Below are 17001 nucleotides of genomic sequence, written 5' to 3' on the forward strand. Positions count from 1 at the left end.
GGTCTTGTGTTTAGCGAGGGCTCCTCCGCTCGAATTTCCATGGGTCATCTTCACCTGCTCGATTTTCTCGTCATCGCCGCCTACTTCATCCTGGTCGTCGCGCTGGGGCGGCGCGCGAGTCGCAAGCCGGCCGCGCAGGGCGAGGAGGGGTTCTTTCTGGCCGGGCGCAAACTCGGCAAACTGTACCAGTTCGTTCTCAACTTCGGAAACTCCACCGACGCGAACAACGCCGTGAGCACGGCGAGCCTCGTTTATCAGCAGGGCGTCTCCGGCGCGTGGCTGTCCTTCCAGATGGTTTTCATGAACCCGTATTTCTGGTTCATGAATCTCTGGTTCCGCCGTGTGCGGCTGGTGACGATGGCCGATCTCCTCGAGCAGCGGATGAACAGCCGCCGGCTCGCGCAGTTCTACGCGGTGCTGCAGTTGCTGGTCGCCGTCATCATCACTGTGGGTTTCGGCAATTTCGTCACCTACAAGATTTCCACGGCGGTCGTCGTGAAACCGGAAGCGAGCTGGACGGCGACCGAGCGCCAGTCGGTCGAGGGCTATCGCTCCTGGAGAAAACTCGAGCAAGCCGCCGCCGCCGGCGTGCTCGATCCGACGCAGCAAAGCCAGCTCGACGTCCTGCGCGAACGGGCGGCCCGCGACGAGTTGCGCGACACGATCAGTCCTTTCGACCCGCTGCCGTTCTATCTGCTCTATACGCTGGTGATCGGCGCCTATATTTTGATGGGCGGCATGACGGCGACCGCGATCAACGAGATGGTGCAGTGCGTGCTGATCCTCGTCTTTTCCTCGATGCTGCTGCCGGTCGGCCTCGGGGCGATCGGCGGATTCGACCAGCTCGCGGAGCGCGTGCCGCGGCAGATGTTCGAATTTTTCGGCGAGGCCGGAGTGAGCCAGGTCACCGGCCTCACGGTGTTCGCGGTGTTCTTCGTTTCCTGGGTGCAGATCACCGGTATCATGGGCAACATGACCATTGGCGGCTCGGCGCGCACCGAATTCTCGGCCCGCTTTGGTGCGGTCGCCGGCACTTACGCCAAGCGTTTCATGGTGATTTTGTGGTCGTTCTGCGGGCTGGTGGCTTATGCGCTTTACTCCGGCGGTTTGTCCGACGCCGACATGGTCTGGGGCGCGATGTCGCGCGATTTGCTCGGCCCCGGCCTGCTGGGCGTGATGCTGGCCGGCGTGCTCGCGGCGAACATGTCGTCGGTCGGCGCGCAGGCGATGTCGGCTTCGGCGCTGGTCGTGCGCACGCTCTGGCGGCCGCTGCGGCCGCGGATGACCGAGCGCGAAGCGGTCACGGCCGGACGCTGGACGATCGCCGCCGTCTTGCTGCTCGGCGTCGGCGCGGCATTGCTGGCCGAAAACGTCTTCACGTTTTTCCAGCTGCTCCTGACGATCAATGTGCCGTTCGGCGCGGCGGTGTTTTTGATGTTCTTCTGGCGACGGCTGACGCTGCCAGCTGTGTGGGTGGCGGTGCTCGTTTCGACATTGGTCAACATCGTCGGACCGCTGGTGCTCGCGCGGCTGCCGGCCGTGCAACTGCACCCGGCGCTCACCGTTCGCGCCGAGGACGCGCAGGGCCGGCCCAATCCCGTGTATTTCGACAGCATCGCGCGGCTGGATCCGAAGGACCCTTCCAGTCCGCTCGAGGGCCGCACGCGCTTTCATACGGAACTTTATCTGCTGAACGCCGTCGGCGTGCCGGTGGAAAGCCTGTCGCCAGGGCATCGTTTCGCGGCCCGTCTGCTTTTCGACGGACTCGCCCCCTTCGTCCTGCTGATCCTCGTCAGCGTGGTCACGCGTCCGCCGCCTCGCGAGGTGCTCGATCCGTTCTTCGGCAAAATGAAAACGCCCGTGGCGCCCGATCCGGAAGCCGACGCCGCTGAAATGGCGGCGACGCTGCGCGACCCGGGTCGCTTCGATCATCTGAAACTTTTCCCCAACTCCTCGTGGGAGTTCACCCAATGGAACCGGCTCGATGCCTGGGGCTTCCTGGCGTGCCTCGGCATTTCCGGAGGTATTGTAGTTGTATTTTGGGGACTTCTGCGTCTCGCCGCCTCATGAACCCGATTCAGACTCTCGCGCTGTTCCTCCTCGGCACCGGCACGCTCGCCGCCTTCGCCGCCACTCCGCCGTATCCGGCGAGCCCCATCATCCGCTCGATCGAGTGGGCGCCGGTCGAGACAATCCGCCGCGCCGCCGAAGACGGCGACAACTGGCCCGTGACCTGGGCCGCCGACGACGCGATCTACACCACGTGGGGCGACGGCACCGGCTTCGTCCCGAAGGTGCCCGAGAAGCTGAGCTGCGGCTTCGCGCGCGTGACCGGCGGCCCGGACGAATTCGTGGGCGAGAATCTTTTCTCGCTCGGCGAACAACCCGGACAAGGGCGCAATGGTCTGAAGGGGTGGGGTATCCTCGCCGTCGGCGATGTGCTGTATCTATGGTTTGGACACGCCGACAAGCGCGGCGGTGCCGCGCAGCTCGCCTGGTCGCGCAACCAGGCGCGCACGTGGACGTTTGCCGACTGGCATTTCCCGGAGTTTGGTCTCGTGGGCTTCATCAACTTCGGTCGCGGCTACGCCGGCGCACGCGACGATTTCGTCTACGCGTATTCGCACGATGCCGCTCGCGCCGATGTCCCCGCGGATCGGTTCATTCTCATGCGGGCGCCCAAGGACCGGCTCACGGAGCGCGCGGCGTGGGAGTTCTTTGCGGGCCGCGATGCCGCCGGTCAGCCGACCTGGACCCCGGAGATCGGCGGACGCGCCGCGGTTTTTGAAAACCAGGACGCCTGCCTTCGCTCCGCGATCACCTACAACCCCGGTCTCCGCCGCTACCTGTGGTGGCAGGCGATTCCGCAGCCGCGTGGACATCGCGATCGTGGCGACACGCGCTTCGAGGGCGGCTTCGCAGTTTATGATGCGCCGGAACCGTGGGGCCCGTGGACCACGGCGTTCTTCACCGAAAAGTGGGATGTCGGCCCCGGCGAACACGGCGATTTCCCGGCGAAATGGATGAGCGCCGACGGCACGATCGTTCATCTTGTATTTTCCGGCGACGACAGTTTCGCGGTCCGCCGGGCCAAACTCCTCCTCGTCGATCCACGCTAACGAGCCAGCTTTCCGCTATGGTCATGAAATCCACCCTGATTCGTTTTCTTTTCTCCGTCGGAATCGCCGCGTCCGCTCACGCCACCTATCAGATTGGCCAGACGGAGATCCCGAACGTGGTGATCCATGACGATTCCGCCGATTTCCAGGTCCACGAAGGCCATCCGCGTTTGTTTTTCCGGGGTTCGGACCTGCCGGCGATCCGCGAACGTATCGCGGGCGATTATCGCGCCGAATGGCGGGAGATGCTGGATCAGATCGAGCAGGAGGCGCTGCGCCAGCCCGCAGCGAAGCTTGCGCAAGGTCCCCATCTGAAGCTCTGGTCGGGCCGCAACGTCGTCTTCGCGGCGGTGGTCACCGGAGACCGCAAGTATCTCGCATGGGCCAAGGCTTGGGCGGAGGCGCTGGCCGCCGCCGGCCCCGTGGGCAACGACAACGAATATCGCGGCCGCCTGCAGTGTCTGGCGATCGCTTACGACTGGTTGTATCCGTTTTTATCCGACGCGGAGCGACAGCGGCTGCGGGAGGCCATTGTGGCCCACATCGATCGCAACTGGTATTTCGCGAGCGGGTCGACGAACTACATCGGCGGTCACTCCCGCTGGGGGAATTTCGCCCTCGCCGCCGGACTCCTGGCGGTGGTGTCGGAGCGACCGGACCTCCGGGACAAGCTGCTCGTGGTGCGCAATCACTGGTTGAACGGCTATTTCCCGGCCCAGGCGTGGATCGCCAACGAAGGCGGCTATCACATGGGCTGGGCCTACAGCGCCGCCTACCTGACCGGCGGCATCAATCTCGTCTGGTCCGTCGCAACCAACGAAACGGTTTTCTTTCCCTGGCTCGGGAAGCTCCCGCGGTTCTGGATCTACGGCCGGCAGGGCGACGGCTTCTATCCCAACACCGGCGACGCCTACACGGTGCAGGACGACCTCAACGCTTACCATCGCGATCTGCTCATGATCGCGTCCGGCGTCCTCAAGGATCCTTACGCGGCCTGGACCATCCGGCGTCATCACGACCGCTTCGCCGACATCCTGTTCGGCGACAAACGCGTTACGCCGCGCGCGCCGGACGATCCGCAGGCCCCGTTGCCGCTCAGCAAAAATTTCGGCAACGCTGGCGTGGTCGTCGCGCGCGACCGTTGGGACGAAGCCACGACGCTCCTGCAGTTTCGCTCGGTGCCGTTTTATTCGGCCAACCATCACCACCGCGACGAGAACTCGTTCACGCTTCATTATCGCGGCGGCCTCGCAATCGACTCGGGTCTCTACGATGAAGGCGGCACCCAGAAAGGCGGCTATGGTGGACCGCATTGGCGCAATTATTTCACCCGCACCATCGCCCATAACGCGATCGTGGTGTTCGATCCCGCCCAGAAGATGACCGTGCTCGGCGAACCGGCCTCGAACGACGGTGGACAAACCTACCGCGAAGAGCCGACGAAGCTCGAGGACCTGCAACCCGGCGGCCAAGCCCATCTCGACGGAATCACCCGTTTCGTTGACACCGCGGACTATACTTACGCGTCGGGCGATGCCACGAAGGCTTACGATCCTGCCCGCGTGAGCCTCGCCCAGCGCGACATCGTTTATCTCCGCGGCACCGGGCGCGCGCATCCGGTGGTCGTTGTCTTCGACCGCGTCGAAAGTGCGAAGCCGTATTTCCAAAAAAAGTTTCTTCTCCACACCGTGAACGAGCCATCGGTGCACGGACGCGTCACGGTCGCGGAGCACAAGGGCGGCCGGTTGACGTGCGTCACGCTGCTGCCCGAGCAGGCGAGGCTCGACCTCGTCGGCGGACCGGGGAAAGAAGCGTGGGTCGACGGCGAGAATCATCCGTGGGACCCGACGCACCGCGTGCGACCGGGACGCGAGGGCGGCGCCTGGAGGCTCGAGGTGTCACCGTCGGCGCCGGCCAACCGCGACTATTTTCTCCACGTGCTCTTCGTGGACGACGCCGGTGCTGCGCCGGTTGCTGCCGAAGACGCCAAGCTGACGCGTGACGAAGGGCGGGTGGGAGTGAACGTTGCCGGCTGGAAGATCGAATTCCCTTTCGCGGCTGGCGGCGCCGCCCGAATCGAACGCGCGCCATGAACCCGACCTCGCTCCCTCTGATGAGATGGTGGCTGCCACTCGTGTCGCTGGTCGCAGCTGCGTCGAGCGCGCCGGCGAACCCGGGCGAGGGCCCGTCAATCTTTCGCCCCGCGTATCCACAAAGTAATGTCATCGCTGGCGTGGAGTTCGACGACGCCACGGCGCGCACGGAGGCACCGGGGAGCGACATCTGGCCGCTCACGTGGGCGGCTGATGGCGAACTCTACACGGCGTGGGGCGACGGCGGCGGCTTCGGCGGCACCAACGACGAAGGCCGCGTTTCGTTCGGCGTGGCGCGCGTCATCGGCGGCCCGCGCGACTATCGGGGAGAGAATCTCGCCGGCGGCGTGGGCGCGCCGCATGCGCCGCCGTTCACCGGAAAAAGCGAGGGCATCCTCGCGCTCGGTGACACGCTTTATCTTTGGCGCGACGGCGACGCCTCGAGTCCCGGCTACTTCAAGTTCGTTGAACTCTGGCGCTCCGACGATCTCGGCGCCACTTGGCGCGCGACGGGGGTGCGTTTCAGCAAGAGCGAGGATTTCCCGGCGGACGACGCGGGCATGTTCGCGCCGGCGTTCTGTCAGTTCGGTCGCGCGTATGCCGGCGCGCGCGACGACTATGTCTACGTTTACGCGCCCGACATCATCGATCCATCGCATTGGCACGTGCGTTTGCCCGGCCGCATCAATTTGCTGCGCGTGCACCGTGACCGCCTCGAGGACAAGGCGGCCTACGAGTTCTTCGCGGGCGTCGACGACGCGGGGCAGCCGCGCTGGACGCGCGACCTTGCGCGGCGGCAGCCGACGTGGGCGGATGCGGTCAATGGCACGCACCGCATCGCGGTGAGTTACAACCCGGGTTTACGGCGCTACCTCCTGACCACGATTACCAAGGACCGCTCGGGCTGGATGAGCATCTACGATGCGCCGGAGCCGTGGGGCCCGTGGACGCACGTGCACACCGAGCATAATCCGGAGCGCTGGGGCGCGCTCACGATCATCTTCACCTTCGTCAACAAATGGCTCAGCGCCGATGGCCGCGACTTCGTGATCGTGCACACGAAGAACGACCGCTGGGCTTCGATCGAGGGGCGTTTCCGACTGGTGCAGGATCCGTGAGCTCTGCGCGAGGCGCGGCGGATTCAGGTCGTCGAGCCACTGAAAAATTGAGGCTCCAGCGCGTGTCGCTGCGGCTCGGCACTGGCGAGGGCTTCCACCGCGCGGCGACCCAGTTCGCGGAAATCGAAGCGCAGGCAGCTCAACCCGGTTTTGATCGCGAAGTCGGTGCCCATCACCGAAAGCACGCCGAGTTTCTCCGGGCAGCGCAGACCGGCGTCACGCGCCGCCTCCACCAGTAGCGCCGCGACATGATCTTCGGGGCATAGCAGGACGGCGCGCTTGCTCGTGCGCCGCAGCCGCTCGATCAGCGCCGCGCGCTCCCTGGCCGTGCTGGCGCTGACCAGCGATGCGATGCGATTACGACAATCGAGTTCGCCGGCGGCGGTATCGAGTGCGGCAATGAATTCGGCCACCGCCGGATCGCCGCGAAACGGCTCCACCGGCACGATCTGTTCGAAGCCGCGGCCGAGCAGGTGCGCAAGAGCCTTGAAGGCACCCGCAGAAAAATCAGCCCGCACATTGCTGCAGCTTTCGAGCGACGATTTCCGAAAGAGCACCACCGCCGGCCGCAGGCGGTCGCAAAAGCCGCTCAGCGCTTCGTCGCTCCACACGTGATCGAGCACGAAACCTCCCGCCGCCTCGCCGTGGCGATCGAGAAAGTCGGCGAGAATTGCCCGTTGCTGGGCAATGGTGGCGAAGACCGGTGGCTCGTGAGGGTCGGGATGGTTGACGAGAAGTTCGTCGTGCCAGAGCAGCATCGTGCGACGGTTGGCGCCGCAGCCGACACTCACGCCCTCGAGCAGCTCCCGATACAGCGCGCTGCCGAGCTCCAGGCGCCGGAAGAGGCACGCCACCGGTTTCGGCCGATCGATCACCGCCTGGGCGGCGGCCGGATAATAGCGACCGTTGGTGGGATGCTGCCAGATTTCGCCGGACGCGCCCAGGTCGCGCAACAGCCGGAACACCGTGGTGTTGGCCACACCGAAGGTCCGCCCGAGCGCACGGGTGGTGGGCAGCGGGCGGTCGTTGGGGGCCTCGGCGACGAGACGGCGCAGGCGTGCCGCCAGATCCGGCGGGGGGGATACGGCTGAAGGGCGGTTGGAGCGGGCGCGGGCCATGGGTCCGAGGAAAACCAGGCCGTCGGCAACGCAACGAAAATGTGTGAAACAAAATAATTTTGTTGCGCAACTAAGACGAGCGCTGTTCCAACATCGCATGCAACCGAGCCTCGTGATCCTTGCTGCCGGCATGGGCAGCCGCTACGGCGGCCTCAAGCAACTCGACGCGGTCGGTCCCGGCGGGGAAACGGTGCTCGATTTCGCGGTGTTCGATGCCATTCGCGCCGGTTTCTCCCGGGTCGTGTTCGTGATCCGGCGGGAGTTCGCCACTGAGTTCCGGGCCCGCATTGGCGACCGCTATGCGGCGGCCGTGGAGGTCGCTTACGTTTTCCAGGAACTCGATGCGCTGCCGGCGGGTTTCACCTGCCCCTCGGACCGCACCAAGCCTTGGGGCACAGGGCATGCGGTGTGGTGTGCGCGAACGGCCGTCCAAGGGCCGTTCGCGGTGATCAATGCCGACGATTTCTACGGCCGCGACTCGCTGGCCCGACTCGGCGACTTTCTGCGCGGCACCCCCGCGTCGTCCCAACCGACTCACCTCGCGATGGTTGGCTTTCGTCTGGCCAGGACTCTCTCAAAAAACGGCGCGGTCTCACGAGGCGTGTGCACCGAGGGCGACGACGGGCTGCGAACGATCGTCGAGCACACCGGAATCCGGCGCGAGGATGTCGGCCCAGGGCGGACGTTCTCGGGCGACGAAATCGTGTCGATGAACTGCTGGGGGCTGAAGCCGGCGATCTTCGCTGCGCTCGAACGGCAGTTCACCGCTTTCCTGCAAACCCGCGGCGAGGATTTGAAATCGGAATTTTATCTGCCGGCTGCCGTCTCCGCGATGATCGAATCCGGCGAGGCGCGGGTGAGCGTTCTGCCCACTCAGGCGACGTGGTTCGGCATCACCTACCGCGACGACAAACCCCGCGTCGTCGAGGCGATCCGGCAACTCGTGGCCGCCGGCGAGTATCCGGCAACCTTGGGCGCGACTCTCACTTCATGAGCACTGCCATTTCTCCCATCGCCGCATCCACGAGGCCGGACCTCGCGACGATCGTCCGCAGCTTTCCGCTGCTCGGCCGGTTTCGCGAAGGGACGCCTTACGGCAGCGGCCATATCAACGACACCTTTGCGGTCACGTTCGATCAGGCGGGCCGGCCCGTGCGCTACATCCTGCAGCGGATCAATCATCGGATCTTCAAGGACGTGCCCGCGCTGATGCAGAACATCTCGCGGGTCACCGCCCATGCTACCCTGAAAGCCGGCGAGCGGGGCGGGGAGGATGCCGCGCGCCGCGCCCTGACGCTGGTGCCCGCGCTCGACGGGAAACCGTGGCACCGCGATGCGGACGGCGGCTGGTGGCGCTGCTATCTTTTCATCGAAGGCGCCCGGACGCATGACATCATCGAAAACCCGCGCCAGGCGCGGGAGGCGGCGCGGGCCTTTGGCGAGTTCCAGCAACTGCTGGTCGACCTGCCGGGCGGCCGCCTGCACGAGACCATCCCGAACTTCCACCATACGCGCAGCCGCTTCGAGACCCTGCAGCGCGCCGCCGCGCGCGACGAGCAGGGACGCGCCGCGGAGGCGAGGGCGGAGCTCGAGTTCGTCCGCGCGCGAGAGTCCGAGGTGGACCGGCTGCTCGACCTGCAGGCGCGGGGGGAGATGCCTGAACGTATCACCCACAACGATACGAAACTGAACAATGTGATGATCGACGACGCCACGCAGGAGGGCGTTTGTGTGATCGATCTGGATACGGTGATGCCGGGCCTCGCGCTCTACGATTTCGGCGACATGGTGCGGTCCGCCACGAATGCGGCGGCCGAGGACGAGCGGGATCTTTCGCGGGTCCATGCGCGCCTGCCGATCTTCGAGGCGCTGGTCGAAGGCTATCTCGCGGCCGCGCGGCCGTTCCTGAACGAGGCGGAAATCGCGCACCTGGCGTTCTCGGGCCGGCTCATCACCCTGGAAGTCGGGCTGCGTTTCCTGACTGATTTCCTCGAGGGAGACATCTATTTCAAAACGAAGCGGCCAGGCCATAACCTCGACCGCGCGCGCAACCAGTTCGCGCTCGTGCGCAGCCTCGAGGCGCAGGCCGGCCCGATGGAGGCGATCGTGCGGAGGCATGCGTCATGAGAGTGTTGATCACCGGCGGCGCGGGTTTCATCGGCAGCCATCTCGCGGAACACTTTCAAGGGCGGGCGCAGGTGCGCGTGCTCGACAACCTGCGCACCGGTCACCGGCGCAACCTCGCCGGTCTCGACGTCGAGTTCATCGAAGGCTCGATCACCGATCGCGCCGCGGTGCGACGGGCGGTCGAGGGCGTGGACTACGTCTTTCATCTTGCGGCGCTGGTCAGCGTGCCGGAATCGGTCGAGCGCCCGCACGAGTGCGTCGAGCTCAACGTCACCGGCCTGCTCAACGTGCTCGAGGCGTCAGCCGCGGCCGGCGTGCGCAAGCTCTGCCTCAGCAGCTCGGCGGCGATTTACGGGAGCAATCCGGTGGTGCCGAAACGTGAGGACATGCTGCCGGAGCCGCGCAGCCCGTATGCGGTCACGAAGCTGGACGGCGAGTATTACTGCCAGCACTACAACGAATCCGGCCGGCTCGCGACCGCGGCGTTGCGTTTCTTCAACGTCTTCGGTCCGCGGCAGGATCCCGCCGGCGCGTATGCGGCGGCGGTGCCGATCTTCATCCAGCGGGCGCTGGCGCATCAGCCTCTGACGATCTATGGCGACGGGGGCCAGACCCGCGATTTCGTTTACGTGAAGGACATTGTCGCGGCCAACGTCTTCGCGGCCACGACGCCCGGCGCCTGCGGCGCGTTCAACGTCGGCTACGGCGGACAGATCACGATCCTGGAGCTGGCGCAGCGGATCATCGCGCTGGCCGGCTCGCGTTCGGAGATTCGTTACGCTCCCGAGCGGGCCGGAGACGTGCGGCATTCGCGGGCGAGCGTAGACAGGCTCGCGGCGGCCGGTTTCCGGCCGACCGGTTCGCTGGAGGCCGGGCTGCGTTCAACCCTCGAGTATTTCCGTTCCCAATCAGCCAAGTAGTCCGCCCATGACCTCCGCCACCGTCGAATCGCAGGAACGGGAACGCATCCCCACGGAAATTTTTTCCTCCGCCGACGACGCGTGCGCGCGCGTTGCCGCAGAGATCGCCGCTCTCATCCGCCGCCACGATGCCAAAGGGCGTCCGACCGTGCTCGGCCTCGCGACCGGCTCGACGCCCGTGCGGCTCTATCGTCAGCTCATCCGGCTTCATCGCGAGGAGGGGCTGAGTTTTCGTCGGGTGGTGACCTTCAATCTCGACGAATATTACGGTCTGCCGCGCACGCATCCGGAGAGCTACTGGCGGTTCATGCATGAGCAGTTGTTCGATCACATCGACTTGCCGGCGGAGAACATTCACGTGCCCGACGGCACGGTGCCGCGCAACGAAACCTTCGCCTGGTGTCGCGGCTACGAGGAACAGATCCGCGCTGCCGGCGGCCTCGATCTGCAGGTGCTCGGCATCGGCCGCACCGGCCACATCGGCTTCAACGAACCCGGTTCGATGCGCGACTCGCGCACGCGCCTCGTTACTCTCGACAGTGTCACCCGCCGCGATGCAGCCCGCGATTTTCTCGGCGAGGCGAACGTTCCGCGGCATGCGATTTCGATGGGCGTCGGCACGATTCTCGAAGCCCGGCGCATCGTGCTGCTCGCGTGGGGCGAGGCGAAGGCCGGCGTGGTTGCCCAGGCCGTGGAAGGACCGCCGACCGACGCGCTGCCGGCGAGCTTCCTGCAAGGTCATCCGCAGGTGAGTTTCTTCCTCGATCCCGCCGCGGCGGCGATGCTCACGCGGATGCGGCATCCGTGGCTAGTGGGGCCGGTGGAGTGGACGCCGCAACTGCGCCGACGGGCCATCGTTTGGCTCGCGCAAACGGTCAACAAACCCGTGTTGAAACTGCTCGACGAAGATTACAGCGAGCATGGCATGGCCGATCTGCTGACGGAGCAGGGACCGGCGTATGGATTGAACATCCAGATTTTCAACGAGCTTCAGCATACGATCACCGGCTGGCCGGGCGGCAAACCAGACGCGGACGACTCGGCGCGGCCCGAGCGCGCGAGGCCGTTTCCGAAGCGGGTCGTCGTGCTCAGTCCGGAGCCTTCGCACGACGTGCTCGGCATGGGCGGCACGTTGCGTCGGCTGCAAGATCAGGGACACGAGGTGACCGTCGTGTATCTGACGTCCGGCAATCTCGGATTACCGGACGAGGAGGCCGTGATCGCGGCCGATTTCATCGGGGAACTCGGCGGTGCGTTCGAGCTGACAGGAGGGCCGATGCAGGCGTTCAACCGCGAGGTGCGCGAGGAGCTGCTGGCGAAATCGACGTTCGCGAGCGACTCGCCGCAGGTGCGCCGGTTCAAGGGGCTGTTGCGCCGCGGCGAAGCGCGGGCGTCGTTGCGCGATTGCGGGATTCCGGCCGCGCAGGCGCAGTTCCTCGATCTCGGTTTCTACGAACGCGGGCGTTACCGGCAGTTTTCGCCCGGTCGGGCCGACGTCGACGCAATCGTGCGCGTGCTTCGCGAGCGCACCCCGAATCAGATCTTCGTGACCGGCGATCGTGACGATCCCTCGTCGGTCTCCGCGGTCTGCTTCGATCTCGTGCGCCAGGCCTGTCAGGTCGTCGCCGCGGAATCCTGGTATGATGCATGTCGCGTCTGGCTTTATCGCGGCGTCGAGACGCCGTGGGACGCCGGGGAGATCGACATGGCGGTGCCGTTCAGTCCGCGGGAGCTCGAGCAGAAGATCCAAGCCGTCTTTCAACACAAGAGCCAGCGCAGCCAGACGCCGGTCGCAACCGGTCTGCGCGAACCCTGGCAGCAGGCGGAGCAGCAGAACCGCGGGCTGGCCGACACCTACGACCGGCTCGGGCTGGCGAACTACGAAGCGATCGAGGCGTTTTGCCGGGCGCCTTTCTAACCGATGCCAACGATGACGGATCCCTTGACCCTCCTGAACCTCCAGCCCGCGCGCCCTCCGCGACTGGAGAAAAATTTCCTGCCCGCGGCGCTTTGGAACCGCGCGTATCGCGCGCTCGTGGCCGAAGATCGCACCGCCCGGCCGCTCGCCCTCGCACTCGTCCGTCCGGACGGCTCCGCCGCACGGCAGCAGACCAGGGTGCTCGGGCGCGAACATCCGGCGGCGTATCTGAATCTCACCTACATCGAGCGCCTGCTGAAGTTCCTGCTGTGGCAGAAGGGCGGCAGCAAGGTGCTGGTTGCCGGCGCGCCGGAGCTGGCCGCGCAGCTGGCCGCGATTTATGCGCCGGGTGCGGCGCGGGCCTTCGATCACGCTTTCATGGGTGAGAAGGTTTACGGCCGCGCGTTCTCGGTGGCAGCGGCGGACTTCGACGAGCTTCCCGGCGAGCAGGTGGCCGTGCTGCCGCTCGGCCGGAATCTGGACGGCTGCCGCATCGGCTTCGATCTGGGCGGCAGCGACCGCAAGGCCGCCGCCGTGATCGACGGACGGGTCGTGTTCTCCGAAGAGATTCCGTGGAATCCGTATTTCGAACAGGATCCCGCCTACCATATCGAAGGCGTGCAGGATTCGCTGCGGCGCGCCGCGGCACACCTGCCCCGCGTCGATGCGATCGGCGGCAGTGCCGCCGGGGTGTATGTGAACAACGAGGTGCGGGTCGCGTCGCTGTTCCGGGGCGTGCCGCTGGAGCGCTTCGACCGCGAAATCCGCCGGATGTTTTTCACGCTGCAGGAGCGATGGGGCGGGGTCCCCTTCGAGGTGGCGAATGACGGCGAGGTCACGGCACTCGCCGGTTCGATGAGCTTGGGAGATGGAGCGGTGCTGGGCGTGTCGCTCGGCACGAGCCAAGCGGGCGGGTATGTGACTTCGGGCGGAGGGATCACCTCGTGGCTCAACGAACTCGCCTTTGCGCCCGTCGATTATCATCCCGATGCGCCGCGGGACGAATGGTCGGGCGATCGCGGCTGCGGCGTGCAGTATTTCTCGCAGCAAGGTGTCGGCCGGCTGGCGCGCGCGGCAGGATTTGATTTTCCCTCGGACCAGCCTTTGCCGGAACAGCTGGTCGCGGTGCAGTCTGCCATGGCCAAGGGCGATCCGCGGGCGCGGGCGATCTATGAATCGATTGGCGCGGCATTCGGGTATTCGACCGCGCATTACGCCGATTTTTACGAGCTGCGGCACGTGCTCGTGCTCGGGCGCGTGACGAGCGGCGCGGGCGGCGATGTGATTCTCGACGAGGCGCAAGCGGTCTTGCGTGCGGAGTTTCCGGCCCTCGCGGAAACGATCCGGCTGCACACGCCCAATGAGCACGACAAGCGTCACGGCCAGGCGATCGCCGCGGCGAGCCTCCCGTCGCTGCGCAAGAAGATTTCTCCATGAAACTGTCCCAGCCCCAAGCCGACATCTACCTGTCCGCCGGCGACATCTCGCCGGAAGCGGCGCTCGCGCGCGTGACGCACCTGTGCGTGGCGGCGCACCAGGACGACATCGAGATCATGGCGCATGCCGGCATCTCGGACTGCCTCGAGACGCCCGAACGCGCCTTTGGCGGCGTGGTGGTGACGAACGGGTCCGGATCGCCGCGCACCGGCACCTACGCGCAGATGACCGACGCGGAGATGCAGAAGGTTCGGCGCAATGAGCAGCGGGCCGCGGCGCGGCTGGGCCGCTATGCGATCCAGCTGCAGCTCGCGCATCCGAGTGCGGCGGTGAAATCGCCGGGGAATGCGGACGTCGCGCACGATCTCGCGGCGATCTTCAACGCCTGCCGGCCGGAGATCGTCTATTTGCACAATCCGGCCGACAAGCACGACACGCATGTCGCGGTGCTGGCGCGCTGCCTCACGGCCTTGCGCGCGCTGCCGCGGGAGCGTCAGCCGAAACAGGTTCTCGGTTGCGAAGTGTGGCGCGATCTCGACTGGCTCGTCGACGATGACAAAGTCGCGCTCGACTCCGGCCGGCACCCGGAACTCGCGGCGGAATTGCTCAAGGTGTTCGATTCCCAGGTGACCGGCGGGAAACGCTACGATCTGGCGGCCCTGGGCCGGCGCGCGGCGCACGCGACGTTTCACACCTCGCACGCGACCGACCGGGTGAACGGCATCACCTGGGCGATGGACCTCACGCCGCTGCTGCATACGCCGAGGCTCTCGCTCGTCGACTACACGCTCGAACACGTCCGGCGACTGCAGAAGGACGTCGAGGATCGGCTGCTGCGGATGGGCTGAGGCGCTGCTATCCCGTCATTGCGAGAAGCGCCCAACGCGGGGTGGCAATCCAGCCGGATTGCTTCGTCGCTGCGCTCCTCGCGATGACGGCGGGGCAGACATGGAGTAGATTCGAACCGGTTTCTGCACGCCGCGTCGTTACGGATTGGAACCGTCGGCGTAGTGAAGCGTCGCCTTCCGGAGCGAAAAGTGATCGTCGCCGGAAAACACGAGCCACGCGGTGCGGCCGTCGGCGCTCATCCATTTGGTAGGAAAACTGTTGGTCTCGCCGGGGCCGACGTCCCAGTTGTCGGTGAAAAACGCAGTCGTCCACGGGCCCCACGGATTGGGCGCGTCGTAGATGCCGAATCCACCGTGGAAGCGAGTGTCGTTGCCGCGCCCGATGGTGTTGAGGAGGTAGCGTTTGGACGACGCGTGATAGCTGACCTGCGTCCGGTAAACGGCGCCGGGGTTGGTGAAGACACCGCCGCGATCGCCGATGTTGGGCGACCACACGGGGGCACCGTGTTCGTCCACGCGGACGAAAAACTCGTAGGCGGCGCGTTCGCGTATCCGGTCTTTGGGCACGCGCGCGAGCACGAGGCGGTCGGCGCGCACATAGGCGGTGTCGGCGTCGGTCGAGTAGACATACACGTAGCCGTCGCGGGCGTTCTGGTAATTGCGACCGAAGTTGAGGAACGAAGGTGCACCGAAGCTCTCGGTGAATTTCCAGTCGCTCCAGGTCCAGGTTTTCGCGTGGTCGGCGGACCAGGCCAGCTGGGAGTTGCCGGCGTTGCGGACCCAAAGGTAGAGGACGCCGTCAACCATGAGGATGCCGCTCGCCTTCTTGCCGTGACGCCCGTCGCCGAGCTGCTCGCCGCTCGCGGTGCGGATGTTTTCCGCGCTGAAATCCGCGGGGCCTCCCGCAATCTTCGCGAAGCCAAGGCTGAGCTTGTCCGGCACGAGCGGCGCGAAGCCGTTGCCGTCGCCGTAAGCAGTGTAGAGCGCGTCGTCGTCGGCCCACGTCATCGGCCAGTTGTCGCTGCCGGGCGCCTGGCGCACAATCGTGTCGGCGGGAGCCCATTCGATCCGGCGAATGACCTGGCTGGGCGGATACGGCGGGTGGGACTGCGGCGCGAACGCCTGCATCAGCGGCGCGACGATGAAATCGCGCATCGTGTCGATCAACTCGCGTTCCGGATCCAGGCGTTCGCCGTAGCGGATGACGACGAGGTTGAGGCTTGGGATCACGAGAAAAAATTGTCCGCCGGCGCCGAGCCCCCAGAACGAATCGGCGGGCGCGGTGGGAAATACACGCGTGAAGTCGGGGCGGATGTTGATCCACCAGCTGAGCCCGGAATTGCTCGGCAGGCCGGCGGAGCGGCGCGCCCGGGCCACGATTTCTTGTGAGAAAACCGTGGTCTCGTCCCAATCGCCCTTGTGCAGCAGCATCCGGCCGATTCGCGCGGTGGCATTGGCGCTGAAATTGGCGCCACCCCACGAACCCACGAGCGGCAGGCCGTCGATTTCATAAGTGCGGTCGTAACCGACGCTCCATTCGTTCTCGGGGATTTCCAGCGGATCCATCACGCGGGCTTTCAGCAGCGAACGCACGTCGGGATGCGGCGTGTCGCGCAATGCCGCCGTGACGCAGTAGGTGAGCATCGCGATGCCGGGGTTGCTGTAGTGATACTGCGAACCGGGTGTGAACAGCACCGGGGCGCGATCGCGGGCGAGCGTGAAGGGGTCGTTGGGAATGGGCGACTGTTTCCAGAATTCGCCCTTCCAGCCAGTGAGCGAGCGATGCGGCACGCCTTCCTCGTTGGCGTCTTCGATTCCCGAGGTGTGGGTGGCGAGTTGGGCGATGGTGATGTCGCGCTTCACCGGATCATCGCGCCACTGGGGAACAAAGCGGCTCGCGCGATCGGCTGGGTCGATCCGGCCATCGTCGATGGCGAGCATGAGCGAAAGGCCGCCGACGAGCGTCTTGGCGAGCGAGGCGGTGTAATGCGGCTTCGTCCGCGTGTAGCCGCCGGAATAACGTTCGTAGACGATGCGGTCGTTGCGCATCACGACGAAGATCTTCGTCTGTCGCTGCTCGAGGCCGGACCAGATCGCATCGAGTTTTTCGGACACCAAACCGTGCGCTTCGGGCGTCGCCATCGGGAACTCGGCGGGGAAGGTGCCGGCCGCGGCGCTCGCCGTGAGACCGCACACAGCGATACCAATGCCGACGAGGCGGCGGAGGGCGGGCGCACGCGACCGTAAGGGAAAAGCGGGAAATAGAGGGGAAACCATGGTGGGAAAACTTCTGCGGGGAGCGC

12 protein-coding genes are annotated in these 17001 nt (G+C 65.9%); 10 read left to right on the plus strand and 2 right to left on the minus strand.

Going from position 1 to position 17001, the window contains the following annotated elements; all coding sequences use genetic code 11:
• Positions 1-39: 39 nt before the first annotated feature.
• From AC6RV7_RS14620 to AC6RV7_RS14635, 4 genes are read left to right on the plus strand one after another with little or no spacing between them, the layout of a single operon-like run.
• On the plus strand, positions 40-2070 hold the full coding sequence (locus AC6RV7_RS14620; RefSeq protein WP_500094752.1) for a sodium:solute symporter family protein: 2031 nt from the start codon (positions 40-42) through the stop codon (positions 2068-2070).
• Positions 2067-3119, plus strand: a complete 1053-nt coding sequence (locus tag AC6RV7_RS14625) for a glycoside hydrolase family 183 protein (RefSeq protein ID WP_500094753.1) — start codon at positions 2067-2069, stop codon at positions 3117-3119. The genes AC6RV7_RS14620 and AC6RV7_RS14625 overlap by 4 nt, the downstream gene beginning before the upstream one ends.
• 23 nt (positions 3120-3142) lie before the next feature.
• Complete coding sequence (locus tag AC6RV7_RS14630; protein ID WP_500094754.1) at positions 3143-5212, plus strand: heparinase II/III domain-containing protein; 2070 nt, start codon at positions 3143-3145, stop codon at positions 5210-5212.
• Positions 5209-6330 (plus strand): DUF4185 domain-containing protein, encoded by a 1122-nt coding sequence (locus AC6RV7_RS14635; RefSeq protein ID WP_500094755.1) that lies wholly within the window; start codon positions 5209-5211, stop codon positions 6328-6330. The genes AC6RV7_RS14630 and AC6RV7_RS14635 overlap by 4 nt, the downstream gene beginning before the upstream one ends.
• A 23-nt stretch (positions 6331-6353) precedes the next feature.
• Here AC6RV7_RS14635 and AC6RV7_RS14640 read toward each other — a convergent pair whose 3' ends face one another.
• A complete protein-coding gene (locus tag AC6RV7_RS14640) occupies positions 6354-7448 on the minus strand; it encodes a substrate-binding domain-containing protein (RefSeq protein WP_500094756.1) in 1095 nt (364 codons plus the stop codon).
• 97 nt (positions 7449-7545) lie between these two features.
• Here AC6RV7_RS14640 and AC6RV7_RS14645 point away from each other — a divergent pair, with 97 nt between their 5' ends.
• From AC6RV7_RS14645 to AC6RV7_RS14670, 6 genes are read left to right on the plus strand one after another with little or no spacing between them, the layout of a single operon-like run.
• Positions 7546-8442: a nucleotidyltransferase family protein gene (locus tag AC6RV7_RS14645; RefSeq protein WP_500094757.1), complete on the plus strand. Its 897-nt coding sequence runs from the start codon at positions 7546-7548 to the stop codon at positions 8440-8442.
• Positions 8439-9575 (plus strand): phosphotransferase enzyme family protein, encoded by a 1137-nt coding sequence (locus AC6RV7_RS14650; RefSeq protein WP_500094758.1) that lies wholly within the window; start codon positions 8439-8441, stop codon positions 9573-9575. Before AC6RV7_RS14645 ends, AC6RV7_RS14650 begins: the two co-directional genes overlap by 4 nt.
• Positions 9572-10495 carry an NAD-dependent epimerase/dehydratase family protein gene (locus AC6RV7_RS14655; RefSeq protein ID WP_500094759.1) on the plus strand — a complete coding sequence of 308 codons (924 nt, stop codon included), beginning with the start codon at positions 9572-9574 and terminating at the stop codon, positions 10493-10495. Before AC6RV7_RS14650 ends, AC6RV7_RS14655 begins: the two co-directional genes overlap by 4 nt.
• A 7-nt stretch (positions 10496-10502) precedes the next feature.
• Positions 10503-12413, plus strand: coding sequence for a glucosamine-6-phosphate deaminase (gene nagB / locus AC6RV7_RS14660; protein WP_500094760.1), 1911 nt, complete (start codon positions 10503-10505; stop codon positions 12411-12413).
• A 12-nt stretch (positions 12414-12425) separates the two neighbouring features.
• Positions 12426-13850: an ROK family protein gene (locus AC6RV7_RS14665; protein ID WP_500094761.1), complete on the plus strand. Its 1425-nt coding sequence runs from the start codon at positions 12426-12428 to the stop codon at positions 13848-13850.
• Positions 13847-14698 carry a PIG-L deacetylase family protein gene (locus tag AC6RV7_RS14670; protein ID WP_500094762.1) on the plus strand — a complete coding sequence of 284 codons (852 nt, stop codon included), beginning with the start codon at positions 13847-13849 and terminating at the stop codon, positions 14696-14698. Before AC6RV7_RS14665 ends, AC6RV7_RS14670 begins: the two co-directional genes overlap by 4 nt.
• 138 nt (positions 14699-14836) lie before the next feature.
• Here the strand turns inward: AC6RV7_RS14670 and AC6RV7_RS14675 are convergent, their stop codons facing one another.
• Complete coding sequence (locus AC6RV7_RS14675; protein WP_500094763.1) at positions 14837-16975, minus strand: serine hydrolase; 2139 nt, start codon at positions 16973-16975, stop codon at positions 14837-14839.
• Positions 16976-17001: the final 26 nt, after the last annotated feature.

This window comes from Opitutus sp. sgz309028 (genome assembly GCF_059821195.1).